This is a genomic window from Streptomyces sp. NPDC091682 (assembly GCF_044756625.1).
Taxonomy (GTDB): Bacteria; Actinomycetota; Actinomycetes; order Streptomycetales; family Streptomycetaceae; genus Streptomyces.
Window position 1 is genome coordinate 22,804 of record NZ_JBIVTH010000005.1, and the last position, 25,439, is coordinate 48,242.

The window sequence follows — 25,439 nt, forward strand, 5'->3', positions numbered from 1 at the left end:
CCGATGAAGGGTAAAGCCCCCTGCACGCACCAGAATTGACGGTCCAACAGATTGGTGGTGGACGCCGTGGCCAGAACCACGCTCACCCGTGACGAGGTGCTGGACGCCGCCGCCTCCCTGGTCATGCAGCACGGTCCGGCCGCGCTCACCATGCGGGGGCTCGCCGCCGAACTGGGCACCGCCGTGACGTCCATCTACTGGCACGTCGGCAACCGCGAATCGCTGCTCGACGCCCTCGTCCAGCGGACCGTGGAGGAGATGGGCGCGATCCGGCCCACCGGCCGCACCCCCGCCGACCGGATCCTGGCGGTGGCCCGGATCCTGCGCCGCGAACTGCGGACCCGGCCGCACCTGATCGCGATGGTCCACGAGCGCGGGCTCACCGAGCGGATGTTCCTGCCCGCCCAGCAGGCACTCGTCCACGAGGTGCACGCCGCCGGGCTGCGCGGCGCCCGGGCGGCGGACGCGGTCCGCGCCGTGCAGTTCCAGGTGGTCGGGTACCTGCTCGTCGAACGCAACCGCGAACGCGCCCCCGCGCAGTCCCCGGCCGAGAGCGAGCTCTGGGACCCGGCCGCGGCCCCCCACGACCCGGCCCTCGCCCGCGCCCTGGCCCGCCCGGCGGACCCGGACCGACTGTTCCTGCTGTCCGTACGGGCCCTGGTGCACGCCCTGCTCGCACCGCACCCGGCGGCCGACGCGGCCCCGCCGCGATAAATCGCTTGGCGCGCTCCCGGGCCCGTGGTTGTATCTGCGGCGCGGGGGCGGCTCCGCGACGTGCTTCCTTCTCACCTTCCTACGACGACCCGTAGCGCGTCCCCTCTCCGTCCCCGCCCACCCTCTTCTTTCCGGTTCCGGAGGACTCCCCCTTTTGCCCGAACTGTCGACCGTCCTGTTGCGCCGTCTGCACACCGTCTACGTCGACCAGGCCGGGCCGCGCCCGGGCGACCCGTCGACGTCCGAGGGCCTGACGGCCCTGGAGGCCGAACTGCTCGACCGGGGCTACGCCCTGACGGTCCCGCTGCGTTCGGCGCTCGCCTGGCTCGGACCCACCGGACTCGCCGCCGCGGGCGCGCAGTTGATCCGGGACATCGACATCCTGCTGGGAGCGGACCGCACCCACATGCCGCTGTTCCGCTCGTTCCCGGCCTCGGTGCCCGACGACACCCACGCGTTGTGGATCGACCGCGTCCTGACCCTGCTCCTGCAGTGGCCGGACCAGCCGTGCGTGTTGTGCGGGACCGTCGGCGGCGTCCACCCCGTCGCCCCCTGCGCCCACCTGGTCTGTCGGACCTGCTGGGACGGCGCCGACTACACCGGCTGCCCGATCTGCCACCGCCGTCTCGACGCCGCCGATCCCTTCATCCGGCCGTCCCCGCACCCGGGGGAGGTCCCTTCCGGAGGCGGCCCGCTGCGGCTGCTGTCCTTCGGCACCGACCGCGCGGCCGACTCCGTCACCGCCCTCGGGAAGCTGCTCGCCCGCCGCACCCCGCTCTCCCCGCAGGACAAGGAGGAGACCCGGGTGCTCCTCGCCCACGTGCCGGCCGGGCTCGACTGGCTCCCGGACGACGTACCGGTGCGGGAGACCAAGGCCCTGGTGCTGGGCACCTTGCTGCGCGAACGCCGTACGCGGGAGACCGTACGGGCCCTGCTGCCCAAGCGGCTCACCACCGCCACCGACGTGCTGCGGCTGCTCGCCGTGTGGTCCGGCGGCGAGGCCGACCTCCTGGAACCCCCGCGCCTGCGCTCCCTGCCGCGCCCGCTGCGGCGCGACCTGCTGGCCGTCCTGGACGGCCTCGATCCCGCGCTCCTCGTCGAGGACGTCCTGCGCCACGCGGACCTGTGGAAGCGGGCCGCCGAGATCCTGCACCCGTTCGAGCAGTACGCCCGCCACCCGCGCGCCGCGCTCGCCTTCGCCGTGCTCCGGGGCACCGACACCACCGGCACCGCCCTCGGCGCCGCGCTGCTCGCCACCGCGGCCGCGTACCCGCACGCGGTACGGATCGACGGCCCGCGGGTCCGGGCGGCCACCTGGCTGGGGCGCGCCGAGGAGGCCCTGCGCGGCGGGGATCCGGACCGGGCCCTGGCCGTACTGGCCGAACGGCCCGGTGAGCTCGTCCGCCGCCTGGACCACCTGCTGCGGCTGTACGCGGCCGACACGCTGCCGCCACAGGTCGCCGAGGTATTGGCACGGCGGCTGCCGAAGGTCGGGCCCGGGCCGATGTTGTCCGCGCTCGGCCGGCTGCGAATCCGCCACCTCCCCGGAACGCGGCGGGTGTTCTTCCCCCGCGGACAGGTCGCGCACTCCTTCACCGTGTCGGACGACCGGGCCCTGCTGACCGAAGCGGTGACCCGTTCGGTGTGCGAGCTGTTCGAGGGCGAGGTGCTGCGCCGGCTGGCCGCGGCCGACCCGTACGACGTGGCGGTCCTCGACTCCCGCCTCGCCCACCTCCACGTCCCCTCCGCCGAGCGGGCGGCGGCCAAAGCCCTGGTCACCGTCCCCAAGGGCAGCTTCCAGGCACTGCCGGACGGCGAGGTGCTGCGCATGTTCCTGCACTGGATGGAGCCGGCGCGCAAGCGCGTGGACCTGGACCTGTCGGTGGTGCTGTTCGACGCCGACTGGAACTACGCGGGCCTGTGCGACTTCACGAACCTCGTGTACGGCGCCCGGGCCGTCGTCCACTCCGGCGACCTCGTCTCGGCGCCGGCGCCGCACGGGGCGAGCGAGTACGTGGACATCGACCTGGACGCCCTGGCCGACTCCGGTGTGCGCTTCGCCATGCCGGTCGTCTTCAGCTACAACAACATCCCCTTCGAGCTGTTGCCCGATGCCTTCGCCGGGTTCATGGCCCTGCCCGGCCGGGCCGGCCGCACCGCCCGCTACGATCCGCGGACCGTGCGCCAGCGCTACGACCTGGTCGGCAACTCCCGGATCCACGTGCCGCTCCTCGTCGACCTGGAGCGGCGCGGCTTCCTGTGGACCGACGTCCACCTGCCGGACGACGAGGGCTACCACAGCGTGTGGGCGCACCAGGAGGACCTGGCCCGGATCGGCCGCGACCTGTTCCAGTACTTCTCGACCGGCCGCACCACCCTGTGGGAGCTGGCCGGCTGGCACGCGGCCGCGCGCTGCCGCGAGGTGGCCGTGCTGCGCCGTACGCCCCGGCCGAGCGACCCCGACGAACTGTGGACCTACCGCCGGGACTCCGGCGAGGACGCCGCGGCCTTCGCCGCCCGGGTGGTCGGCCTGCGCGATCCGGACGACGTGCTGGCCTCCACGGAGGTCGACGCCCTCGCGGGCGCCACGGCTTCGGGCCGGTCGGTGTTCCTCGCGCTGGTGGACGGCGAGGTCGCGCCCGCCGGCGCGAGCGGCTGCGCATACCGGCTGCTGCCGGGGCCGGTTGACGGCTGCGGCCTCGAACAGCTAGCGGCGGGCGACCTGGTCGCCGCCCTGGGCTGACGGCCGGGAAGCGCCGCTGCGGCCACGGGTGTCAGTCGGGGCCGATATCCTCTGTGACCATGCTCGACGACCGTACGACCGCAGACACGATGTGGCCGACCGCGTACCCACAGGGGTACGCGGTCGTCGACGTGGAGACCACCGGGCTCGCGCGCGACGACCGGATAGTCTCCGCCGCCGTCTACCGGCTCGACGCCCGGGGCAACGTGGAGGACCACTGGTACACGCTGGTCAATCCGCGGCGGGACCCGGGACCGGTGTGGATCCACGGGCTGACGAGCGCGATGCTCGCCGACGCCCCGCTCTTCGAGGACATCGCCGAGGAGTTCTCCGACCGGCTCGCGGACCGGGTACTGGTCGCGCACAACGCCATCTTCGACTGGCAGATGATCGCCCGGGAGTACGCGCGGGCCGCGGTGACCGCACCGGTCCGTCAGCGGCTGTGCACCATCGCCCTGTCGAAGGAACTGGACCTGCCGCTGCCCAACCACAAGCTGGAGTCGCTCGCCGCGCACTTCGGCGTGGTCCAGCAGCGCGCCCACCACGCGCTCGACGACGCCCGGGTGCTCGCGGAGGCGTTCCGCCCCTCGCTGCACGCGGCCGCGCAGGGCGGCGTGCGGCTGCCGCTGCTGGAATGCCGGCCGCTGACGGAGTGGTCGGATTCCGCCGTCACCCCGAGGATCGGGTACCAGGCCTCGTACCGGGGCGGCAGCTGGCGGCCCTCGCGCAAGCGGCCGCCGTGTCCGCACCCCAATCCGGGGCGCTTCGAGGACGGCAAGCCGCTGAAGCAGGGCATGCGGATCGCCTTCTCCGGTGACACCTCGGTGGAGCGGGAGCTGCTGGAGGACCGTGCGGTCGAGGCGGGCCTGCACATCGCGACGAGCGTGTCGCGGCTCACCAGCCTGCTGGTGACCAACGACCCCGATTCGGCGACCTCCAAGACGGTCAAGGCGAAGGGCTTCGGCACGCCGGTCGTCGACGAGGCGGCCTTCACCCAGCTGCTGCGGGACGTGGCCCCGGCCGAGTCCTGAGCCGGAGGGCGGGCCGTTGCGCCGGGCGGGTGCAGGCGCGGCGACTCACCCCGCCGGATCTTGTTCCGCTCCTTCCCCGTGCGCAGCATTCGGCCCATGGCACGTTGTGAGGTCTGCGGAAACGATTACGGCATGTCCTTCGAGGTGCACGCGCAGGGCGCCGTGCACGTCTTCGACTGCTTCTCCTGCGCCATCCACCGCATGGCGCCCGTCTGTGAGCACTGCCGGGTATCGATCATCGGCCAGGGCGTCGAGGTCGCGGGCCAGTGGTTCTGCGGGGCGCACTGCGCGCGGGCGGAGGGGAAGGTGGGCATCGTCGACCGCGTCTGACTCCCCCGCGCCGCGGCCCCGTCCCGACGAGCGGTCGGGCGGTCCCCGCAGCCGTTCCCGGCACCGCGTCCCGGCACCCCGTCCCGACGTCCCGTTCCGTACGCCATGACCCCGGACGGCCACCCGGCCGCCGGGGTCCTCCGCGCTGCGGGTACCGTCGTGAGCGTGTACCGCTTTGTGCTGACCCGGCAGTGGGTGTTCCTCACCCTGATGGCCCTCGCCCTCATCCCCGCGATGATCGAGCTGGGGTTCTGGCAGTACCACCGCCATGAGCACCGGGTCGCGCAGAACCAGCTGATCGAGGCGAACCTGCGGGCGAAGCCGGCCCCCGTGACCGAGCTCACCTCTCCCGGACACCGGGTCCCCCGCGCGGACTTCTGGCGCGCGGTCACCGCGACCGGCACGTATGACTCCGCGCACGAGGTCGTCGTCCGGATGCGCACCGACCGCGACGACAAGGTCGGCTTCCACGTCCTGACCCCGCTGGTCCTCTCCGACGGCCGGGTGGTCCTGGTCAACCGGGGCTGGGTGCCGGGCGGCGACGACCCGCGCGCCTACCCGCCGGTGCCGGCCGCGCCCACGGGCGAGGTCACGGTCACCGGCCGGCTGAAGGCCGACGAGACCAGCGGCGGGAGCGGCATCAAGGACCGCAAGGGCCTGCCGGACCGCCAGGTGATGCTGATCAACAGCGCACAGCAGGCGGAGTACCTGGGCCGGACGGTCCTCGGCGGCTACCTGGAGCTCACCGATCCGGTCCCGGCGGAGGGCACCCCGGAGACCATCGCCGACCCCGACCACGACTCGATCGGCCCCCACATGGCGTACGCCATCCAGTGGTGGCTGTTCGCCGGCGCGGTTCCGGTGGGCTGGGTGGTCCTCGTACGGCGGGAGAAGCGCGAGCGCGAGGAAGAGGCCGCCCGGACCGAAGCCTCTCGGCGGGAGCCGGCGACGGCGTAGCGTGTCGGCATGGATCTTGGACTGAAAGACCGTGTCTACATCGTCACCGGGGCCACGCGCGGCCTCGGCCTCGCCTCGGCCCGCGAACTGGCCGCCGACGGTGCGAAGGTGCTCCTGACGGGCCGGGACGAGAAGCGGGCGGCCGACGCCGCCGCCGAGCTCGGCCCGAACGCGGCCGGTGTGGCGGCCGACAATTCCGACCCGGAAGCGGCCGCGCGGCTCGTCGCCACCGCGCGGGAGCGCTTCGGCCGCCTCGACGGCATCCTCATCAGCGTGGGCGGCCCGGCGCCGGGCTTCGCGGCGGACAACACCGACGCGCAGTGGGCGGCGGCCTTCGATGCGGTCTTCCTGGGCGCGGTCCGCCTCGCCCGGGCGGCCGCCGCCGAGCTGGGCGAGGGCGGGGTCATCGGCTTCGTCCTGTCGGGCTCGGTCCACGAGCCGATTCCCGGCCTGACCATCTCCAACGGCCTGCGTCCGGGCCTCGCCGGCTTCGCGAAGTCCCTCTCGCTGGAGCTCGGCCCGCGCGGGATCCGGGTGGTCGGCCTGCTTCCGGCCCGCATCGACACCGACCGCGTCCGCGAGCTCGACGCCCTGTCCGGCGATGCGGAGGCCGCGCGGGCGGGGCACGAGTCGCGCATCCCGCTGCGCCGGTACGGCGCCCCGGAGGAGTTCGGCCGCACGGCTGCCTTCCTGCTCTCCCCGGCGGCGTCGTACTTGACGGGGGTCATGCTCCCGGTCGACGGCGGCTCCCGGCACGGCTTCTGACCCGCCGGGAGCCCCGCACGATCGGCAGGACGTCCGCTACATCACGCGCTGGGCCCGGTGGGACGTGACCTTGAGGCGGGCTTCCGCGGGGAGTTCCGGGAGGCCCGCCGAGGTCCGGGCGTGGGTCAGGACCGGGCCGGCCACGGCGGCCAGGGCGTCGGCGGGGACCGCGTGGGGTTCCAGTTCCAGCGCGACCCGCAGCGCCGGCGACCCGCGCCGCCCGCGCAGGGCGACCCTGCAGCCGGCGACCCCCTCCAGGGCGCCGGCCTCCGCGGCCACCGCCTCCTCGAGCGCGCGCCCGCGCAGCATGGCGAAGGCCCCGTCCCCGGTGTCCACCACCATCGCCTGCAGTCGCGGGCGCCTGAGCTGGGACAGCAGCCACCACAGCGCCAGCAGGACGCCCACCGCGAGAGCGGCAATCACCGCCCACCACCACCAGCCTTCGGCGTGCGAGTACCGGTTCCTGGTCTGCTCGCTCAGCAGCGGCGCGTCGCGACCGTGCAGCGGCCACGAGCCCGTCAGCACCACGGTCCCGGCAGCCACCAGGACCGCTCCGGCCACCGCCAGCAGGATCCGGTTCACCGTTCCGAGCATGGCCTCACCTCCTGACCCGTACCCGCGGCTGCGGCGGGCGCGCGAGGCCCAGTTCCTGGATGCCGACGGCGAGCACCGCGTCGAGGTCGGCCCGTACGTCGTCCAGCTCGCGGAAGTGCGAGGTGGCCCGCACCCCGACGCGGGACCGGCGCACCTTGACCCGGACGGACCGGACTCCGGACACCTCCATGGCCCGGTCCCGCAGGATCTGGGCGGCGGCCTTGCGGCCCAGCCCGGCCCGGACGCCCGACTGCTCGTCCGGGGTCCGCATCGGCAGGATCCCGCGCAGCCCGGGGGCCAGTGCCAGCAGCAGGAGCAGCAGCCCGACCAGGACCAGGCCTGCTGCGATCAGCTGCACCGCCAGGTCCGCGGGGGTGTGCACGGCGAGCTGGTCGGCGAGGTCGCGGCGCCAGCTCATCCCGGGCCGGCCGGACCGTACGGCGGCCAGGTCGTACAGGAACAGGACCGCCACCGCGAGCACGACCAGGGCGGTGAGCGCGGCGGGCACCCGCCGGGCGGAGCGGAACCGGTGGGCCCGGCCGGAGCCGGAGCCGCGGGCCGTCACCGCAGCCGCCGGTCCCGCCCGGAGGCGGTCCGGGAGCGGCCGGAGTGCAGGTGCTCGATGTCGATGTCCACCTCGGGCACCGACATCGACGCGCACTCCTCGACCCGGAGGGCCACCTGACGGCGTACGGCCGCGCACTGGGCGGCCAGGTCGGAGGGGTAGTCCAGCTCCAGGCTGACCCGGACCCGGGCGATGTCGTGGTGCACGGTGACGGTGGCGTGCGGGGGTGTGCCGGGGGCCGTGGCGAGCGCCTCCCGGGCGGCCTGGGCGGCGATCTTCGCGACGACCCGGTCGGCGATGCGGGTGGCACCGCGCTCGGCGGCGGCCACCCGGGGCGGCGCGGGGCGCGGCGGGCTGCTCATCGGCGCCTCACCCGCGCCGGTCGTCACGGCGGCGGAACAGGTCACCCGGTTCCAGGTCCCCGTCGAGGAACCGCCCGGCAACGAAACCGATGGCGCCGAGGGCGGCCACCAGGATGAAGGCCCCGAAACCGCCGAAATAGCCGGCGAACGCCAGGGCCATGCCGGCGAAGAGTCCGGCGATCGCCATGCTCATGCGGGCTCCTCTCGGCTACTGGAGACGGGATTCCGGCTCCTCGTCGGGCTCATCGGGCAGCTTGACGTCGCTCACCGCGATGTTGACCTCGACGACCTCCAGGCCGGTCATCCGCTCGACCGCCGAGATGACGTTCTCCCGGACCGCGCGCGCCACGTCGCGGATCGAGACGCCGTAGTCCACGACGATCTCCAGGTCGAGGGCCGTCTGGGTCTCGCCGACCTCCGCCTTGACCCCGCGGCTGACCGAGGCCTTGCCGCCGCCGGGCACCCGGTCGCGGACGGCGCCGAAGGTACGGGAGAGGCCGCTGCCGCTGCCCATGGCGTGCACGCCGACGACCTCGCGGGCGGCCAGCCCGGCGATCTTCTCGACCACCCCGTCGGCGATGCTCGTGCGTCCCCGGTCGCCGGGCTCCTTGCCGAAGCCCCCTGATGCGGATTCGGTCATCGCGTGTCCCTTCCGTGCGTGGTGGACTCACTCCGCTCCACGTTAGGCGCCCGGGCGCGCGAGCGCCCCGGGACTACGCCGGTCGGCTGGCCGACCATCCCCGGGGCTCCGGCGTTGCAGCGGCCCTCAGTCGGAGAGACCGGCCAGGTCGCGCAGGCGGCGGGCCTGGGCCGCACGCTCGGCGGCGCGCTGCTCGTCGTAGGGGCGGGCCTGGGCGGAGCGCAGCAGCGTCTTCGTCTCGATCACGGCGTCCCGCGGCGGGGCCAGCAGGGCGGTGGTGAGGTCCTGGACGGCGGCGTCGAGCTCGTCCGCGGGGACGACGAGGTTGGCGAGGCCGACGCGCTCCGCCTCCTCCGCGTGCACGAAGCGACCCGTCGCGCAGATCTCCAGCGCGCGGGCGTAGCCGACCAGGGAGGTCAGGGGCTGGGTACCGGCCAGGTCGGGGACCAGGCCCAGGCTGGTCTCGCGCATGGCGAACTGCACGTCGTCCGCGACCACGCGCAGGTCGCACGCGAGCGCGAGCTGGAAGCCGGCGCCGATCGCGTGCCCCTGCACGGCGGCGACGGAGATGATGTCGTTACGCCTCCACCAGGTGAACGCCTCCTGGTACTCGGCGATCGTGGAGTCGAGCAGTTCGTCCGAACCGCGTGCCAGATCGAGGAAGGACGGCTCGCCCTCGAAACCTTCGGGGGTGAACGCCTGCCGGTCGAGCCCTGCGGAGAAGGACTTGCCCTCACCGCGCAGCACGACGATCCGGACGGTGCCCGGCAACAACCTCCCGGCCTCGGCCAAAGCCCGCCAGAGCGCGGGGGATTGGGCATTTCGCTTGGCCGGATTGGTCAGTGTCACCGTGGCGACCGTGTCGTCGACGGTAAGTCGTACGCCGTCCTTGTCGAGCAGAGCCATCTCTCGTGCCTCCGGTGTGCAGTCGGCCGCAAGCTCGGCCTAAGTGACTGCACAGTAACCACCCGGTCGACCGGACGCCGACCGGGGGTCACCGAAGGAACCGTCGGATCATGATGGACCTTGAAGCCGTTGGAACGTTGGAACCGATGGGACCGGGGTCAGGCCGTAGCGGCCTTCTTGCCACGCGTCGCGCCTCCGCGACCACGCAGCGACACCCCGGACTCACTGAGCATCCGATGGACGAATCCGTAGGACCGGCCGGTCTCTTCGGCCAGCGCCCGGATACTCGCACCGGAGTCGTACTTCTTCTTCAGGTCTGCCGCGAGCTTGTCGCGCGCGGCGCCGGTTACCCGGCTGCCCTTCTTCAGAGTCTCGGCCACCCGTGCCTCCTCATGGGAAGTGCGCTCTGGACTTCTCATGATCACCCCTCCCACGCTTCCTGGCCACCCATTCAGCAAGGTCGGTACGACGGCATTTCCCGACCGGTGGACGCCCGAGCAGAACGGAATCTCCTCTTCCGCTGCATGACTTCCGTCACACTCTGCTGCCCCCGCCGAGAATCGCCAGGTCAGGGACGCGGAACCGGAAAACGAACGGCCCCGGTCGCACTCCTTGAGGAGTGCGACCGGGGCCGTGGTGCGACGCGCAACGGTACGAGACCGTCTCACTCAGATGATGGATCACCCGTGAGCCGAATGATCCATAAGGAACTGGATCAGAACCGGAACCGTAACCGGAACCAGATCAGGCGAGGGCCACCAGGTCCCGGTAGTCCGGTCCCCACAGGTCCTCGACGCCGTCCGGGAGCAGGATGATCCGCTCCGGCTCCAGCGCCTCGACGGCGCCCTCGTCGTGGGTGACGAGGATGACCGCGCCCTTGTACGTGCGCAGCGCGCCCAGGATCTCCTCGCGGCTGGCCGGGTCGAGGTTGTTCGTGGGCTCGTCGAGGAGCAGCACGTTCGCCGAGGAGACGACCAGCGTGGCCAGGGCCAGCCGGGTCTTCTCGCCACCGGAGAGCACCCCGGCGGGCTTGTCCACGTCGTCCCCGGAGAAGAGGAAGGAGCCGAGGGTCTTGCGCACCGCGACCAGGTCCAGGTCGGGGGCGGAGGAGCGCATGTTCTCCAGGACCGTGCGCTCCGGGTCCAGGGTCTCGTGCTCCTGGGCGTAATAGCCGAGCTTGAGGCCGTGGCCGGGGACGACGGTGCCGGTGTCCGGCTTCTCGGTGCCCGAGAGCAGGCGCAGCAAGGTGGTCTTGCCGGCGCCGTTGAGGCCGAGGATGACGACGCGGGAGCCCTTGTCGATGGCCAGGTCGACGTCGGTGAAGATCTCCAGGGAGCCGTACGACTTCGAGAGGCCCTCGGCGGTCAGCGGGGTCTTGCCGCAGGGCGCCGGGTCCGGGAAGCGGAGCTTGGCGACCTTGTCGTTGACGCGGACGGCCTCCAGGCCGGCGAGCAGTCGGTCGGCCCGCTTGGCCATGTTCTGCGCGGCGACGGTCTTGGTGGCCTTGGCGCGCATCTTGTCGGCCTGCGAGTTCAGGGCCGCGGCCTTCTTCTCGGCGTTCTGGCGCTCGCGCTTGCGGCGCTTTTCGTCGGCCTCGCGCTGCTGCTGGTAGAGCTTCCAGCCCATGTTGTAGACGTCGATCTGGGAGCGGTTGGCGTCCAGGTAGAAGACCTTGTTGACGACGGTCTCGACGAGGTCGACGTCGTGGGAGATGACGATGAAGCCACCGCGGTAGGTCTTCAGGTAGTCACGCAGCCAGACGATCGAGTCGGCGTCGAGGTGGTTGGTGGGCTCGTCAAGGAGCAGGGTGTCGGCGTCCGAGAAGAGGATCCGGGCGAGCTCGACGCGGCGGCGCTGACCACCGGAGAGGGTGTGCAGGGGCTGACCGAGCACCCGGTCGGGCAGGCCCAGGGCGGCCGAGATGGTCGCGGCCTCCGCCTCGGCGGCGTACCCGCCCTTGGTCAGGAACTCCGTCTCCTGGCGCTCGTACTGCTTCATCGCCTTGTCGCGGGTGCCGCCGGTGCCGGTGGCGATGCGCTCCTCGTTGGCGCGCATCTTCTTGATCAGCACGTCGAGGCCGCGCGCGGACAGGATCCGGTCGCGGGCCAGCACGTCGAGGTCTCCGGTGCGCGGGTCCTGCGGGAGGTAGCCGACCTCGCCCGAGCGGGCGATCGAGCCGGCGGCGGGCTGGCCCTCGCCCGCGAGGCACTTGGTGAGGGTGGTCTTGCCGGCTCCGTTGCGGCCGACGAGGCCGATGCGGTCGCCCTTGGCGACGCGGAAGGAGGCGGACTCGATGAGGACGCGGGCGCCGGCGCGCAGCTCAAGGCCGGTGGCGGTGATCACGGAAATACTCCAGGGCGGTGTGGACGGCGGAAGGGGGGCAGGACGCGAAGCTTCGACGCCGCTAATCCGCGAGGAGATTTGCCATGAGAGACATTCTACCGGGGGTGTGCAACTGGTTTCCGGGCGCGGGCCGGGTCGTCGGGCCTGCGGGGGCCGCTCCCCGTGTCCCCCGTCCGGCCCAGTGGCCCCGCGGAGCGGCCGAGGCGCAGATCGGGATGATTGGGTTGATACTCGCCGCATGGGCGGAGACGCGACCGCACCTGTTCGACGCGTGGAGGGCGGTACGGGATGCAGTTCGACGACGACGCCAGACTCGACAGCTCCGAAGTCGAGGACAGGCGCGGCGGCGGCGGCCGCATCCCGGGCGGGAAGGCCACCGTCGGCGGCGGCATCGTCGGTCTCATCGCGCTGGTCATCGGGCTGATCTTCGGGGTGGGGCCGGAGCAGCTGGGGCTCTCCTCCGGGGAGCAGGAACAGGAGCCGGCGCCGGTCTCCTCGTCGCTCACCGAGGTGCAGCAGGCATGCAAGACGGGTCGGGACGCGAACACGCGCGAGGACTGCCGGCTGCTGGCGGTCACCCGGAGCACCCAGGCCTTCTGGAGGCAGGAGTTCGCGAGGCGCGGCGGCCAGTACAGCCCGGCGACGACCGTGTTCTTCGAGAACCGGGTGAACACCGCGTGCGGGACCGCCAGCTCGGCGGTGGGCCCCTTCTACTGTCCTGCTGACCGGAAGGTCTATCTGGACCTGGGCTTCTTCAACGAGCTGCGGACGAAGTTCGGCGCGACCGGCGGCCCCTTCGCCCAGGCCTACGTCGTCGCGCACGAGTACGGGCACCACGTCCAGAACCTGACCGGAACCCTCCAGCGGGCCCAGGACGGACGGCAGGGGCCGAACAGCAACGCGGTCAAGGTCGAGCTGCAGGCCGACTGCTACGCCGGGGTGTGGGCGCACAACGCGACGAACGTCGCGGACGCCTCCACCGGGCGGCCGCTGCTCAAGACCCTGACCGAGGCGGACATCAGGGACGGGCTGGACGCGGCGGCCGCGGTCGGCGACGACCGGATCCAGGAGAAGTTCCAGGGCCGGGTGTCCCCGGAGTCCTGGACCCACGGCTCGGCCGAGCAGCGGCAGCAGTGGTTCTACCAGGGCTACCGGACGGGCGACATGGCCCAGTGCAACACCTTCCGCTGACTGTCGGTGACGCCTGCCATGCTGGCGTGACGCGGGTCACCGTCACGAGAGGGAGTGATCGTCATGGCAGGCGTTCCGTCCATCTGTCCCACCCTGGTCTACCGCGACGCGAAGGCGGCCATCAGGCTGTTGACCGAGGCCTTCGGCTTCAGCCAGGTCGCCGTCTACGAGGGTGAGGACGGCTCCGTGACGCACGCCGAGCTGGCGTACGGCAACGGCATGGTGATGCTGGGCAGTTCGGGCAGGGGCGGGGTCTTCGACAAGGCCATGGAGGGCGCCGGCCCCTCAGGGGTCTACGTCGTGGTCGACGACGTGGACGCCCACCACCGGCGGGCGGTGGAGCACGGCGCGGAGATCGTGATGGAGCCCACCGACCAGGACTACGGCTCCCGCGACTACATGGCCCGCGACGCCGAGGGCAACGTCTGGAGCTTCGGGACGTACGCGCCGCAGGTCTGACCCCGCCGGCACGCCCGTCCCCGCCCTCGTTCTCCTACGGAGTCACTCGCTACGGGGTCACTCGCTACGGAGTCACTCGCCGCCGGTGTGGACCTGGAAGGCGGCCCGGCGGACCGCCTTGGCCAGCGTCGGGTCGGGGTGGGCCGCGGCGAGCGCGACCAGCACCTGCACCGTGCGCGGATGGCCGACCGCACGGACCTCGTCCAGCAGCCGGGGGACGGTGGTCCGGACGGCGGAGTCGAGGTGGCGCGCCAGCAGCTCGGCCTCGCCGTGGTCGGCGATGGCGGCGGCGGTGTCCACCCAGAGCCAGGTCGACTCCTCGGCGGTGAGGACGTCCTGCGCCTCGTCGGGGTCGATCCCGTCGTGCTCGGCGAGCCAGAGCAGGGCGTAGGGGCGCAGGGCGGGCTCGCGCACGGTGGCGCGCACCTCGGGTTCGGCGGGGGCGCCGACCACGCGCAGCGCCTCGAAGGCGAGGCCGCGCAACAGGGCGTCCTCGCCCCGGGCGGCCTGCAGCAGCTCGGCCACGGCGTGGCCGACGGGCCGGGCGGCGAGCCAGGCCCGGTACTCGGCGCGGGCCGGGCCGGGGGTGAGCCGCGCGCAGCCGTGCAGCATGGCGGCGGCGGACTGCTCGATGTTCCCGGCGGGGCTCTGCGCCGCGACGCAGATCTGCTCCAGCTTGACCCAGACGGCCCAGCTGCCGAGCGGGGTGAGCGCGGCCCGGGCGGGGCCGAGGGTGACGGCGTCCACGGCGGCGAGGCCGCCGAGCGCCCAGCGCAGCAGCCGGGCGAGCGGGACGGGCCGGGCCTCGGCGGAGCCGGCGGACGTCAGCGCCACCGCGGGCTCGACCTCGTACGGGATCTCGCACCGCTCGTCGCGCAGTTCGGTGACGCGCTGCCCGAGCAGGTCGAGCAGGTCCGGGACGGTCACCGGGCCGGCGGACAGCTGCAGCAGGGAGAGGAGTTGGGGCATCGCCTCGACGACCTCGGCGACGGCCGAGGGGGCGATGTCGGCGGGTGCGGGATGGACCAGCGACCAGGCGTCGAAGAGGGCGACCCAGCCGCGCAGTACGGCGGTGTCGTCGCGGTCCCAGGCGCGCAGCCGCCAGCCGGGCCGGGCGTGGCCGCCGTGCACCTCGACCAGTCCGGCGAGCCGTGCGCGGTCCCAGCCGACCTGGATCTGGCCGTGCGTCAGCCCCAGTTCCGCAGCGGCGCGTTCGACGTCGGCGGCGGGCAGGGCGCCCGTGGGAGCGGGCCGGCCGCCGTCTCCGGCCCCGAGGTTGCGCTCGGCCCAGCGGGTCAGGCGCACGGCGTCGGCGAGCGAGGCCCGGGCCCGGTTCGCGAGGTCGGCCGTGGCGGGCGTACCCGCCGGGGGCCTGGGCGCGGGCCGGGTGCGTCGGTCGGTCACCGCCTTGCGGGCCGCGGCGACGGAACGCGGCGAGACGAGTCGGAGTCTGGAGTCGCGAGCCAACTGCTCATCAGGCTTTCGGGACGTCACGGAAGCAGTCTCGCCCGTCACTGGCCGAAAGCCCAAACGGAACCCTTGGTTGCCGCCGTTCACCGCAGTGCAGACCGGGACAAGCCGCCCGCGGGGCCCTGTCCGTCACAGGGCCTTCACATGACCGCCCCTCACCCGGCCCTTCGTACGGCACTTCGCGCGGCCGATCGTGCACGGGCCCTTCACATGAGGGGGGTGAGGAAGCGGCGCAGGGCCTCCTCGTAGCCGGCCGGGTCGGCGTTCCACATCGCGCCGTGCCCGGCCGCGCTCACGGTGTGCAGCGCGACGAGGTCCGGGCGGGCCGCGGCGAGCCTGCGCGAGGGCCCCCAGGGGGCGAGCGCGTCGTCCGGGCCGTGGAAGATCAGTACGGGGACGCGCAGCGCGCCGGGGTCGGCGCCCGCGGGCCGGCGGTCGGCACGCAGGCCCGTGAGGCCTTCGGCGGCCCGGACGGCCAGCGGCAGCACCACGCCGGGGACGCCGCGCGCCGCGGCGAGCCCGCGCAGGGTGGTGTGCCAGTCGAGTACCGGGGAGTCCAGGACCAGCCCGGAGATCCGGTGGGCGAGCGGCGAGCGCTCGAAGGCGTGCAGGGCCATGGTGGCGCCGGTGGACCAGCCGTACAGGACCACGCGGCGGGCTCCGTAGCGCAGGGCGTAGCGGATGGCGGCATCCAGGTCGCGCCATTCCGATTCGCCGAGGTGGCCGAGACCGTCCGGGGAGGAGGGGGCGCCCAGGTCGCCCCGGTAGCCGAGGTCCAGGACGGGGAGCTGGTGGCGGTTGAGGAAGGGCATGACCACCATCGGGTGCTCCCGGCTGCTGCCGAGCCCGTGCACGGCGATCACCCAGGTGTCCCGGGCGGCGGGCACGAACCAGGCGGGCAGGGCGCCGAGCTCCCCGGGGACGTCCACGTCGGCGTGGTCGAGCCCGAGGGCGGTGCGCGGGTTGCCGACGTACACCTGGGGGGTGAGGGAGACCCGGGTGCCGGGGTCGAGGGTGCCGTGGGTGACGGAGACGAGCTGCCGCACGACGGCGTCGGGGCCGGGGTCGGCGTCCGGGACCACGGGCCCGACGACGGCGTGCACGCCGGGTGCGACCAGGCCGTACGTGCCGGGGCGCAGGGAGGCGAGCGAGCGGGTCAGTGTGATCCGACCGTCAGCGGTGGAGTGGACGCTGAGCTTCGGCCCGCCGGGGAGCGGGCGCCCCGGTTCGGGCCGCAGGGTCGCGTCGGCGGCGTGCCGGGCGACGGCGACGGCGGCCGCGCCCGCACCGAGGAGGGTCGTCGTGACGGCCGCAGCCGTCGCTGTCGCGGTACGCACTGCTCCAGTGTCGGGTCGGGGCCTCGGGCGGGCCACCGGAGCGGATCCTTCCGCGACGGGTACAGGGACGCGCGCGGAGGGGGTGATCTAGGTCTCATTCGAGGCCCGGGGAGCGGGGTCGCGCGCACGGCGAACCCTCTGCGGAGGGGTTCATTCACCCGGCTTTGACGTGCATTAATGGTGCTATCACTGTAAGAATCAGGACGAATGGCCCGATCGCACCCCGGGCCAGTACACCGCTCCGCCCAAGTCAGTTCATCTTCTGTTCACTCAGGTTGCCTACGGTCGCCGAGCCACTGACGTCAAACAGAAGCCTGGGTAAATGGAGCACATAACGCTTCTCCTCGGGATCGTGATCATTACCGCTCTCGTGTTCGACTTCACGAACGGTTTCCACGACACAGCCAACGCGATGGCTACCACCATCTCGACCGGCGCCCTCAAGCCCAAGACGGCGGTGGCCATGTCCGCCGTGCTCAACCTCGTCGGCGCGTTCATGTCCGTGGAGGTCGCCAAGACGATCTCCAAGGGGCTCGTCAACGAGGAGGGCATCCAGCCAGAGGTGATCTTCGCCGCCCTGGTCGGAGCGATCCTCTGGAACCTCGTCACCTGGCTGGTCGGTCTTCCCTCCAGCTCCTCGCACGCCCTGATGGGTGGCCTCATCGGTGCCGCGGTCGCCTCCGCCGGCATCGGCGCGGTCAACGGCAGCGTCGTCATCACCAAGGTCCTCATCCCCGCGATCGCCGCCCCGCTGGTGGCCGGCATCGCCGCGTACCTGGCCGCCAAGGTCACGTACAAGCTGGGGAACAAGGTCGGCGAGAAGACCTCCGCCAAGGGATACCGCGCCGGCCAGATCGCCTCGGCCGGTCTCGTCTCCCTCGCGCACGGCACCAACGACGCGCAGAAGACGATGGGCATCATCACCCTGGCCCTCATCGCCGGCGGCGCGATCGCGCCCGACGCGAACCCGCCGGTCTGGGTCATCGTCTCCGCCGGTATGGCCATCGCGATGGGCACCTACCTGGGCGGCTGGCGCATCATCCGCACCATGGGCAGCGGCCTGACCGACCTGCACCCGCAGCAGGGCTTCGCCGCCCAGACCTCGGCCGCGTCCGTCATCCTCGCCTCCTCGAACCTGGGCTTCTCGCTCTCCACCACCCACTCGTGCTCCGGTGCGGTCATGGGTGCGGGCCTGGGCCGCAAGGGCGGTGTGGTCCGCTGGTCCACCGCGACCCGCATGTTCGTCGCCTGGGGCCTGACCCTGCCGGCCGCCGCGCTGGTCTCGGCCGGTGCCGAGCTGGTCATGCGCATCGGTGACGTCGGCATCGCCGCGGTCACGGTCTTCCTGGTCGGCTCCTGCCTGGCCATCTGGCTCATCTCGCGCCGCCAGGTCGTCGACCACAACAACGTCAACGAGGTGGAGCAGGCCCGCGCCGAGGAGCCGGGTGTCGTCACCACGGCGATCGCCGCGGTCACCGTCCCGCCGACCGTCGCCGCCGCCGGCACCACCACCGCCGCGGCAACGACCGCCGAGGTCACGGACGAAGCCCTCAAGGCCACCATCCCGGCCGCGACGCAGACCCCGGCGGCTCCGGCCGCCGCGGTCTGACCGAGACAGAGACACAGACCCGGACATTCAGAAAGCGGCAGTATGAAGATCGACTGGGAAGCGCTCGGCTCCGTCTTCGGGGTCAGCCTCTTCGCCACCGTCGCCCTCGTGACCCTCTTCACCCTGGGCCTGGTGGGCCTGTCCAAGCACGAGACCGCCACCGAGCAGGGCGGCACCGCCACCCTCGCCCGCAGCGGCGCGTACGCCTGCTTCGCCGTCATCGCGGCGGCCGTGGGCTACGGGATCTACCTGATCGTCGCCTGATCCGCCGCCCCGCGGCCGACCGGGCGTGAAGGCTCCCTCCGGGTTTGTCCCGGAGGGAGCTTTTCGCATCCCGTGCCCCTGCCGCGCCGCAGGTCAACGGCGAGTTGACGGGCCTTCGACGTGCGTGGTGGACTGCCGGAGCCAATACGGCGGCATGGAGAGGAAGTCCGGTGCGAATCCGGCGCGGTCCCGCCACTGTCACCGGAACCGCACGCCGTGCGTGCGTCCCGGGAGCCAGGAACTCTCGCCGCCGGACACGTCGAACCAGGGCGCGGACCCTGAGTGAGGACATACCTGCCACCATGCGTGCCGATCGCGTCTTTGCGTACGGCGCCACGGCGGGCCTGATCGGCGACCGGATCCTCGGGGATCCGCGCCGAGGGCACCCCGTGGCCGCCTTCGGACGGGCCGCCACCGCCGTCGAACGCTCCCTGTGGCGCGACGACCGCGCCCGGGGCCTCCTGCACACCCTGGTGTGCGCCGGGGGCGCGGCCGCCGTCGGAGTGCTGGGCGCCCGAGCCGTGCGCTCCCGGCCCGCGGCCGCCCGTATCGCCCTGACCGCCGCCGCCACCTGGGCCGTCGTGGGCGGCACCTCCCTGGGCCGGGAGGCCCGCGCCATCGGCGGCGCGCTCGCCGCCGGGGACGCCGAGGTGGCCCGGGAGCGGCTGCCCCACCTGTGCGGACGCGACCCGCAGGCCCTGGACGGGCAGCAGATGGCCCGCGCCGTCGTGGAGTCCGTCGCCGAGAACACCTCCGACGCGGTGGTCGGCGCCCTCGTGTGGGGCGCCGTCGCCGGAGTCCCCGGACTGCTGGCCTTCCGCGCCGTGAACACCCTGGACGCGATGGTCGGCCACAAGTCCCCCCGCTACCTGCGCTACGGCTGGGCCTCCGCCCGGCTCGACGACCTGGCCGGCTGGCCGGGAGCCCGGCTGACGGCGGTCGCCGCCGTACTGGCCGGCCCCGACCGGCGGGGCGCCGTACGGGCCTGGCGCGCGGACGCCGCCGCGCACCCGAGCCCGAACGCTGGACCCGTCGAGGCCTCCTTCGCCGGGGCGCTGGGCGTCAGACTGGGCGGCACCCTCGCGTACGGCGGCCGGGTCGAGCACCGGGCCGTACTGAACGGCGGGGCGGGGCGGCCGGTGGAGGTCGCGGACATCGAGCGTGCGGTACGGCTGTCGCGGCAGGTGACCTGGCTGGCCCTCGGCGCCTGCGTGGCCGCCCGGCTGCTCGTGACACGAGTACGAGGGGGACGCGCATGAGCGGCGCGAAGCGCGGCGGCGGTCTGCTGGTCGCGGGCACCACGTCGGACGCGGGCAAGAGCGTGGTCACGGCGGGCATCTGCCGCTGGCTGGCCAGACAGGGCGTGAAGGTCGCGCCCTTCAAGGCGCAGAACATGTCGCTGAACTCCTTCGTGACGCTGGAGGGCGCCGAGATCGGGCGCGCCCAGGCGATGCAGGCCCAGGCGGCCCGCGTGGAGCCGACGGCACTGATGAACCCGGTGCTGCTCAAGCCGGGCAGCGACCGCAGCAGTCAAGTGGTGCTGCTGGGCAAGCCGGTGGGCGAGATGAGCGCCCGCGGCTACCACGGCGGGCGCCAGGAGCAGCTGCTCGGCATCGTCACGGACTGCCTGGAGCAGTTGCGGGGCACGTATGACGCCGTGATCTGCGAGGGGGCGGGAAGCCCGGCCGAGATCAACCTGCGCCGGACCGACATCGTGAACATGGGGATCGCGCGGGCCGCGCGGTTCCCGGTGGTCGTGGTCGGGGACATCGACCGCGGCGGCGTCTTCGCGTCCTTCTTCGGGACGACGGCGCTGCTCTCCCCCGAGGACCAGTCCTTGATCGCCGGCTACGTGGTCAACAAGTTCCGCGGCGACGTGTCGCTGCTGGAGCCCGGCATGGAGATGCTCCGCGGCCTGACGGGCCGGGCCACGTACGGGGTGCTGCCGTTCCAGCACGGCCTGGGCATCGACGAGGAGGACGGCCTGCGGGTCTCCCTGCGCGGAGCGGTGCGCGAGTCCGTGGTCGCGCCCCCGGTGGGCGAGGACGTGCTGCGGGTCGCCGTGTGCGCGGTGCCGCTGATGTCGAACTTCACGGACGTCGACGCGCTCGCGGCGGAGCCGGGGGTCGTCGTGCGGTTCGTGGACCGGGCCGAGGAACTGGCCGACGCGGACCTGGTCGTCGTACCCGGCACCCGGGGCACGGTGAAGGCCCTCCAGTGGCTGCGCGAGCGCGGGCTCGCGGACGCGCTGCTGCGGCGGGCCGCCGAGGGGCGGCCGGTGCTGGGCATCTGCGGCGGGTTCCAGGCGCTGGGCGAGCGGATCTCGGACGAGGTCGAATCGAAGGCGGGCGAGGTCGACGGCCTCGGCCTGCTCCCCGTACGGGTCCGCTTCGAGCGGGAGAAGACCCTGGCCCGCCCCGTGGGCTCGGCGCTGGGCGAGGAGGTCGCGGGCTACGAGATCCACCACGGCGTGGCCGAGGTGCTGGGCGGCGAGGCCTTCCTGGACGGCTGCCGGGTCGGGTCGGTGTGGGGCACCCACTGGCACGGCTCGCTGGAGTCGGACGGCTTCCGCCGGGCGTTCCTGCGGGAGGTGGCCGCGGCCGCCGGCCGCCGTTTCGTCCCGGCGCCGGACACCTCGTTCGCCGCGCTGCGGGAGGAGCAGCTGGACCTGCTGGGCGACCTGATCGAGCAGCACGCGGACACCGTTGCGCTGCTTCGGCTGATCGAGGGCGGCGCCCCGGCAGGACTCCCCTTCCTCCCGCCGGGCGCGCCGTGACGGGCGCCCGGGCCCTGCGGGGCTCTCCCCCGCCCCGTCCCTTCCCGGAACGGGGCTCCGCCCAGACCCGCGCATTCCCACCGCACCGGGCGCACGGCACCAGCCGAATCAAGCCCCGCCGGCGATTGAGGCGCGGGGTCCGGGGCGGAGCCCCGGCAGCGGCGCCGCACCCGGCAACGGTCCTCACCTTCCAAGGAGTGAGCAACACATGAGCATCCCCTTCCCCTTCACGGCGGTGGTGGGCCAGGGCGACCTGCGCCTGGCCCTGCTCCTCAACGCCGTGAGCCCGGCGGTCGGCGGGGTGCTCGTGCGCGGCGAGAAGGGGACCGCCAAGTCCACCGCCGTGCGCGCGCTGTCGGCGCTGCTGCCGCAGGTCGACGTCGTTCCCGGCTGCCGGTTCTCCTGCGCGCCGGCCGCGCCCGACCCGTCGTGCCCGGACGGCCCGCACGAGTCCGGGCCCGGCGCCCTGCGGCCCGCGCGCATGGTGGAGCTGCCCGTCGGCGCCTCCGAAGACCGGCTGGTCGGTGCTCTGGACATCGAACGCGCCCTCGCCGAGGGGGTGAAGGCCTTCGAGCCCGGCCTGCTGGCCGACGCGCATCGCGGGATCCTCTACGTCGACGAAGTGAACCTCCTCCACGACCACTTGGTGGACGTGCTGCTGGACGCCGCCGCGATGGGCGCCTCGTACGTGGAGCGCGAGGGCGTCTCCGTCCGGCACGCCGCCCGCTTCCTGCTCGTCGGCACGATGAACCCGGAGGAGGGCGAGCTGCGGCCGCAGCTCCTCGACCGGTTCGGACTCACCGTCGAGGTGGCCGCCTCCCGCGAGCCCGCCCAGCGCGTCGAGGTGGTCCGGCGCCGGCTCGCCTACGAGGACGACCCGGCGGGCTTCGCGAACCGCTGGGCCGGGGAGGAGCACGAGGTCCGCGCCCGGGTGGTGGCCGCGCGGGCGCTGCTCCCGAAGGTCTCGCTCGGCGACACCGCGCTCCTGCAGATCGCGGCGACCTGCGCCGGGTTCGAGGTCGACGGGATGCGTGCCGACATCGTGATGGCCCGGACCGCGACCGCGCTGGCCGCCTGGGCCGGGCGGACCGACGTGCGCAAGGAGGACGTCCGGCAGGCCGCCCTGCTGGCGCTCCCCCACCGGCGCCGCCGCAACCCGTTCGACGCGCCGGGACTGGACGAGGACCTGCTCGACCGGATCCTGGACGGGTTCCCCGACGAGGAGCCGGAGCCCGAGCCGGAGCCCGAGGGCCCCGACGACGACGGGCCCGGGGACGGCGGACCCGACGGCGGCCCGGGCGGCACGCCCCCGCAGGACGGCGGACCCCAGGACCCGGGTCCCTCGGTCGAGGCCCCCGAGACCCCCGAAAGCGGCGAGGCGCCGGCGGAAGCCCCGGAGGCCCCGCAGCCCGCCGCCCAGGAGGGCACCGGGCCCGAGCAGGCCGCGGTAGGTGCCGCCGAGCCGTTCCGGACCAAGATGCTCAGCGTGCCCGGCCTCGGCGAGGGCGCGTCGGGCCGCCGTTCCCGCGCCCGTACCTCCCACGGCCGTACCACCGGCGCCCAGCGCCCGCGCGGACACCTGACGAAACTGCACCTGACCGCCACCATCCAGGCCGCCGCCCCGCACCAGAAGGCGCGCGGGCGCGACGGGCGCGGCCTCGTGATCCGCAAGGACGATCTGCGCCAGGCCGCGCGGGAGGGGCGCGAGGGCAACCTCGTCCTCTTCGTCGTCGACGCCTCCGGCTCCATGGCCGCCCGGCAGCGCATGAGCGCGGTCAAGGGCGCCGTGTTGTCCCTGCTCCTGGACGCCTACCAGCGCCGGGACAAGGTCGGTCTGATCACCTTCCGGGGGTCCACGGCCGACCTGGCCCTGCCGCCGACCTCCTCGGTGGACGCGGCTGCGGCCCGGCTGGAGCAGCTGCCGACGGGCGGCCGCACCCCGCTGGCGGCCGGGCTGCTGAAGGCCCACGAGGTGCTGCGGATCGAGCGGCTGCGGGATCCCTCGCGCCGGCCGCTGCTCGTGGTCGTCACCGACGGGCGGGCCACCTCGGCCGGGAACGCCGGGGGCCGTACGGACAGCAGCCCGCGGGAGCTCGCGGGGCACAGCGCGCGGCTGCTGCAGGCCGGGGGCGTCGCCTCGGTGGTCGTGGACTGCGAGTCCGGGCCGGTCCGGCTGGGACTGGCCGGCGTACTGGCCCGCGACCTCGGCGGGCCCGCCGTCACGCTCGACGGGCTGCGGGCCGACTCGCTGGCCGGGCTCGTGAAGAACGTACGTACCGCGGTGACGTCCACCGCTTCACCCCACAGCAGCAACAGGAGGGCCGCGTAATGCCTCAGGGACAGCCGTCCGTCGTTCCGGACGACGGGCTCACGACGCGCCAGCGCCGCAACCGTCCGCTGGTCTTCGTCCACACCGGCCCCGGCAAGGGCAAGTCCACGGCGGCCTTCGGGCTGGCGCTGCGCGCCTGGAACCAGGGCTGGCCGATCGGGGTGTTCCAGTTCGTCAAGTCGGCGAAGTGGAAGGTCGGCGAGGAGAACGCGCTGAAGGTGCTCGGCGCCTCCGGCGAGGGCGGCTCCGTCGTCTGGCACAAGATGGGCGAGGGCTGGTCCTGGGTCCAGCGGGACGCGCAGCTCGACAACGAGCAGGCGGCCAAGGAGGGCTGGGAGCAGGTCAAGCGCGATCTGGCCGCCGAGACGCACAAGCTGTACGTGCTCGACGAGTTCGCCTACCCGATGCACTGGGGCTGGATCGACGTCGACGAGGTCATCGAGGTGCTGCGGGGCCGTCCCGGCACGCAGCACGTGGTGATCACGGGCCGCAACGCGCCGGAGAAGCTGGTGGAGTTCGCGGACCTCGTCACCGAGATGACCAAGGTCAAGCACCCGATGGACACGGGACAGAAGGGCCAGAAGGGCATCGAGTGGTGACTTCGTACCCGTTCAACGTGCCCCGGCTGGTCATAGCCGCTCCCTCCTCGGGCAGCGGCAAGACCACCGTGGCCACGGGCCTGATGGCGGCCTTTTCGGAGCGCGGCCTCGCCGTGTCCCCGCACAAGGCCGGGCCCGACTACATCGACCCCGGCTACCACGCGCTGGCCACCGGCCGGCCGGGGCGCAACCTCGACGCCTTCATGTGCGGGCCGGAGCTGGTCGCTCCGCTGTTCGCACACGGGGCGGTCGGGTGTGACCTGGCCGTCGTCGAAGGCGTCATGGGGCTCTACGACGGCGCCGCGGGGCGGGGCGAACTGGCGTCCACGGCGCAGGTCGCGAAGTTGCTGCGGGCGCCGGTGGTGCTGGTGGTCGACGCCTCCTCGCAGTCGCGTTCGGTGGCGGCGCTGGTGCACGGCTTCGCGTCCTTCGACCCGCAGGTGCGGCTGGGGGGCGTGATCTTGAACAAGGTCGGCTCCGACCGGCACGAGGTGATGCTGCGGGAGGCCCTGGAGGAGGCAGGGATGCCGGTCCTCGGTGTCCTGCGGCGGGCTCCGCAGGTGGCCACTCCCTCGCGCCACCTGGGTCTGGTCCCGGTGGCCGAGCGGCACACCGACGCGCTGGCCTCGGTGGCGGCGCTGGCCGCGCAGGTCCGCGCGGGCTGCGACCTGGACGCCCTGATGGCCCTGGCCCGCACGGCCCCACCGCTGCACTGCGAGCCGTGGTCGCCCCGTCAAGCCCCGCCGGCGATCGAGGCGCGGGAGTCCGGGGGCTGCGCCGCCGGCAACGGCGCCGCCCCCGCGGACCTCGACGGAGCCCCGGGCAGCGGCGCCGCACCGGTCGTCGCCGTCGCCGGCGGCGCCGCTTTCACCTTCTCCTACGCCGAGCACACGGAGCTGCTCACCGCCGCCGGAGCGGAGGTCGTCACCTTCGACCCGCTCCGGGACGAGGCGCTCCCGCCCGGCACCACCGGCCTGGTGATCGGCGGCGGATTCCCGGAGGTGTACGCGCCCGAGCTGTCCGCCAACGAACCGCTGCGGGCGGCCGTCGCCGCCTTCGCCGCGGCCGGCGGCCCGATCGCCGCCGAGTGCGCCGGGCTGCTGTACCTCGGCCGGTCGCTGGACGGGAAGCCCATGTGCGGGGTGCTCGACGCCGATGCGCGGATGTCGGAGCGCCTCACCCTCGGCTACCGCGAGGCGGTGGCGGTGTCCGACAGCGCGCTCGCGCGGGCCGGGACCCGGCTGCGCGGGCACGAGTTCCACCGGACGGTGATCGAGCCGGGCGCCGGAACGGCCCCGGCCTGGGGGTTCACCCACCCGGAGCGCCGGGTCGAGGGCTTCGTGCAGCAGGGTGTGCACGCCAGCTACCTGCACACGCACTGGGCGGCGGAGCCGTCCGTCGCGCGCCGTTTCACGGAAGCCGCGGCAGCACGGTCGTGACCTCCGTCCCCGGCCG

Annotated in this window: 25 protein-coding genes and 1 riboswitch; of the genes, 15 read left to right on the forward strand and 10 right to left on the reverse strand. The window is 73.5% G+C overall.

Features of this window, described 5'->3' with window-relative positions:
• Positions 1-66 precede the first annotated feature (66 nt).
• The 6 genes from ACIQK6_RS13100 (at position 67) to ACIQK6_RS13125 (ending at position 6,540) form a co-directional block, all read left to right on the forward strand.
• Positions 67-714 carry a helix-turn-helix domain-containing protein gene (locus tag ACIQK6_RS13100; RefSeq protein WP_329103413.1) on the forward strand — a complete coding sequence of 216 codons (648 nt, stop codon included), beginning with the start codon at positions 67-69 and terminating at the stop codon, positions 712-714.
• A 154-nt stretch (positions 715-868) separates the two neighbouring features.
• Positions 869-3,457 (forward strand): MXAN_6230/SCO0854 family RING domain-containing protein, encoded by a 2,589-nt coding sequence (locus tag ACIQK6_RS13105; RefSeq protein WP_402694795.1) that lies wholly within the window; start codon positions 869-871, stop codon positions 3,455-3,457.
• Positions 3,458-3,510: 53 nt separating this feature from the next.
• Complete coding sequence (locus ACIQK6_RS13110) at positions 3,511-4,488, forward strand: DEDDh family exonuclease (RefSeq protein WP_329103410.1); 978 nt, start codon at positions 3,511-3,513, stop codon at positions 4,486-4,488.
• 96 nt (positions 4,489-4,584) lie between these two features.
• A complete protein-coding gene (locus ACIQK6_RS13115; protein WP_030009585.1) occupies positions 4,585-4,818 on the forward strand; it encodes a hypothetical protein in 234 nt (77 codons plus the stop codon).
• Between the two features lie 165 nt (positions 4,819-4,983).
• On the forward strand, positions 4,984-5,775 hold the full coding sequence (locus ACIQK6_RS13120) for an SURF1 family protein (RefSeq protein ID WP_329103409.1): 792 nt from the start codon (positions 4,984-4,986) through the stop codon (positions 5,773-5,775).
• A 9-nt stretch (positions 5,776-5,784) separates the two neighbouring features.
• Positions 5,785-6,540, forward strand: a complete 756-nt coding sequence (locus tag ACIQK6_RS13125) for an SDR family oxidoreductase (protein WP_329103408.1) — start codon at positions 5,785-5,787, stop codon at positions 6,538-6,540.
• A gap of 36 nt (positions 6,541-6,576) precedes the next feature.
• On the opposite strand, the gene amaP is transcribed toward ACIQK6_RS13125, so the two are convergent.
• The 8 genes from amaP to ACIQK6_RS13165 all read right to left on the reverse strand — a co-directional run bounded on the left by amaP (position 6,577) and on the right by ACIQK6_RS13165 (position 11,950).
• Positions 6,577-7,134, reverse strand: a complete 558-nt coding sequence (gene amaP / locus ACIQK6_RS13130; RefSeq protein ID WP_402694796.1) for an alkaline shock response membrane anchor protein AmaP — start codon at positions 7,132-7,134, stop codon at positions 6,577-6,579.
• 4 nt (positions 7,135-7,138) lie between these two features.
• Positions 7,139-7,795, reverse strand: coding sequence for a DUF6286 domain-containing protein (locus ACIQK6_RS13135; RefSeq protein WP_402694797.1), 657 nt, complete (start codon positions 7,793-7,795; stop codon positions 7,139-7,141).
• Positions 7,696-8,061 (reverse strand): hypothetical protein, encoded by a 366-nt coding sequence (locus tag ACIQK6_RS13140; RefSeq protein WP_329103403.1) that lies wholly within the window; start codon positions 8,059-8,061, stop codon positions 7,696-7,698. The genes ACIQK6_RS13135 and ACIQK6_RS13140 overlap by 100 nt, the downstream gene beginning before the upstream one ends.
• Before the next feature lie 7 nt (positions 8,062-8,068).
• Entirely contained in the window at positions 8,069-8,254 is a 186-nt protein-coding gene (locus tag ACIQK6_RS13145) for a hypothetical protein (RefSeq protein WP_329103401.1), read from the reverse strand.
• A 15-nt stretch (positions 8,255-8,269) separates the two neighbouring features.
• Complete coding sequence (locus ACIQK6_RS13150; protein WP_329103399.1) at positions 8,270-8,701, reverse strand: Asp23/Gls24 family envelope stress response protein; 432 nt, start codon at positions 8,699-8,701, stop codon at positions 8,270-8,272.
• A 126-nt stretch (positions 8,702-8,827) separates the two neighbouring features.
• Positions 8,828-9,607 carry an enoyl-CoA hydratase/isomerase family protein gene (locus ACIQK6_RS13155; protein ID WP_033220610.1) on the reverse strand — a complete coding sequence of 260 codons (780 nt, stop codon included), beginning with the start codon at positions 9,605-9,607 and terminating at the stop codon, positions 8,828-8,830.
• Between the two features lie 158 nt (positions 9,608-9,765).
• On the reverse strand, positions 9,766-9,987 hold the full coding sequence (locus tag ACIQK6_RS13160) for a helix-turn-helix domain-containing protein (RefSeq protein WP_030010789.1): 222 nt from the start codon (positions 9,985-9,987) through the stop codon (positions 9,766-9,768).
• A gap of 364 nt (positions 9,988-10,351) precedes the next feature.
• Positions 10,352-11,950, reverse strand: coding sequence for an ABC-F family ATP-binding cassette domain-containing protein (locus tag ACIQK6_RS13165; protein ID WP_329103396.1), 1,599 nt, complete (start codon positions 11,948-11,950; stop codon positions 10,352-10,354).
• Positions 11,951-12,238: 288 nt separating this feature from the next.
• Between ACIQK6_RS13165 and ACIQK6_RS13170 the strand changes: the two genes are divergently transcribed.
• Complete coding sequence (locus ACIQK6_RS13170) at positions 12,239-13,141, forward strand: neutral zinc metallopeptidase (protein WP_329103394.1); 903 nt, start codon at positions 12,239-12,241, stop codon at positions 13,139-13,141.
• Between the two features lie 63 nt (positions 13,142-13,204).
• Positions 13,205-13,600, forward strand: coding sequence for a VOC family protein (locus tag ACIQK6_RS13175; protein WP_189735839.1), 396 nt, complete (start codon positions 13,205-13,207; stop codon positions 13,598-13,600).
• A gap of 72 nt (positions 13,601-13,672) precedes the next feature.
• Here the strand turns inward: ACIQK6_RS13175 and ACIQK6_RS13180 are convergent, their stop codons facing one another.
• Together ACIQK6_RS13180 and ACIQK6_RS13185 are read right to left on the reverse strand one after the other, a co-directional pair.
• On the reverse strand, positions 13,673-15,094 hold the full coding sequence (locus ACIQK6_RS13180; protein ID WP_402694798.1) for a hypothetical protein: 1,422 nt from the start codon (positions 15,092-15,094) through the stop codon (positions 13,673-13,675).
• A 182-nt stretch (positions 15,095-15,276) separates the two neighbouring features.
• On the reverse strand, positions 15,277-16,407 hold the full coding sequence (locus ACIQK6_RS13185; protein WP_329103392.1) for an alpha/beta fold hydrolase: 1,131 nt from the start codon (positions 16,405-16,407) through the stop codon (positions 15,277-15,279).
• Between the two features lie 322 nt (positions 16,408-16,729).
• Here ACIQK6_RS13185 and ACIQK6_RS13190 point away from each other — a divergent pair, with 322 nt between their 5' ends.
• From ACIQK6_RS13190 to ACIQK6_RS13220, 7 genes are all read left to right on the forward strand, one after another.
• Complete coding sequence (locus ACIQK6_RS13190; protein ID WP_402694799.1) at positions 16,730-18,016, forward strand: anion permease; 1,287 nt, start codon at positions 16,730-16,732, stop codon at positions 18,014-18,016.
• A 42-nt stretch (positions 18,017-18,058) separates the two neighbouring features.
• Positions 18,059-18,280: a hypothetical protein gene (locus ACIQK6_RS13195; protein ID WP_327386129.1), complete on the forward strand. Its 222-nt coding sequence runs from the start codon at positions 18,059-18,061 to the stop codon at positions 18,278-18,280.
• A gap of 119 nt (positions 18,281-18,399) precedes the next feature.
• Positions 18,400-18,547: riboswitch (cobalamin riboswitch) on the forward strand.
• A 35-nt stretch (positions 18,548-18,582) separates the two neighbouring features.
• Positions 18,583-19,539: a cobalamin biosynthesis protein gene (locus ACIQK6_RS13200; RefSeq protein WP_329103390.1), complete on the forward strand. Its 957-nt coding sequence runs from the start codon at positions 18,583-18,585 to the stop codon at positions 19,537-19,539.
• Positions 19,536-21,056, forward strand: a complete 1,521-nt coding sequence (locus ACIQK6_RS13205) for a cobyric acid synthase (RefSeq protein WP_329103388.1) — start codon at positions 19,536-19,538, stop codon at positions 21,054-21,056. Before ACIQK6_RS13200 ends, ACIQK6_RS13205 begins: the two co-directional genes overlap by 4 nt.
• Positions 21,057-21,264: 208 nt before the next feature.
• On the forward strand, positions 21,265-23,385 hold the full coding sequence (locus ACIQK6_RS13210; RefSeq protein ID WP_329103386.1) for a putative cobaltochelatase: 2,121 nt from the start codon (positions 21,265-21,267) through the stop codon (positions 23,383-23,385).
• Complete coding sequence (gene cobO / locus ACIQK6_RS13215) at positions 23,385-23,984, forward strand: cob(I)yrinic acid a,c-diamide adenosyltransferase (protein ID WP_030386572.1); 600 nt, start codon at positions 23,385-23,387, stop codon at positions 23,982-23,984. Before ACIQK6_RS13210 ends, cobO begins: the two co-directional genes overlap by 1 nt.
• The gene (locus ACIQK6_RS13220; protein ID WP_329103384.1) at positions 23,978-25,423 is read left to right on the forward strand and encodes a cobyrinate a,c-diamide synthase; all 1,446 of its coding nucleotides are present in this window, start codon (positions 23,978-23,980) and stop codon (positions 25,421-25,423) included. The genes cobO and ACIQK6_RS13220 overlap by 7 nt, the downstream gene beginning before the upstream one ends.
• The last annotated feature ends 16 nt before the right edge of the window (positions 25,424-25,439 follow it).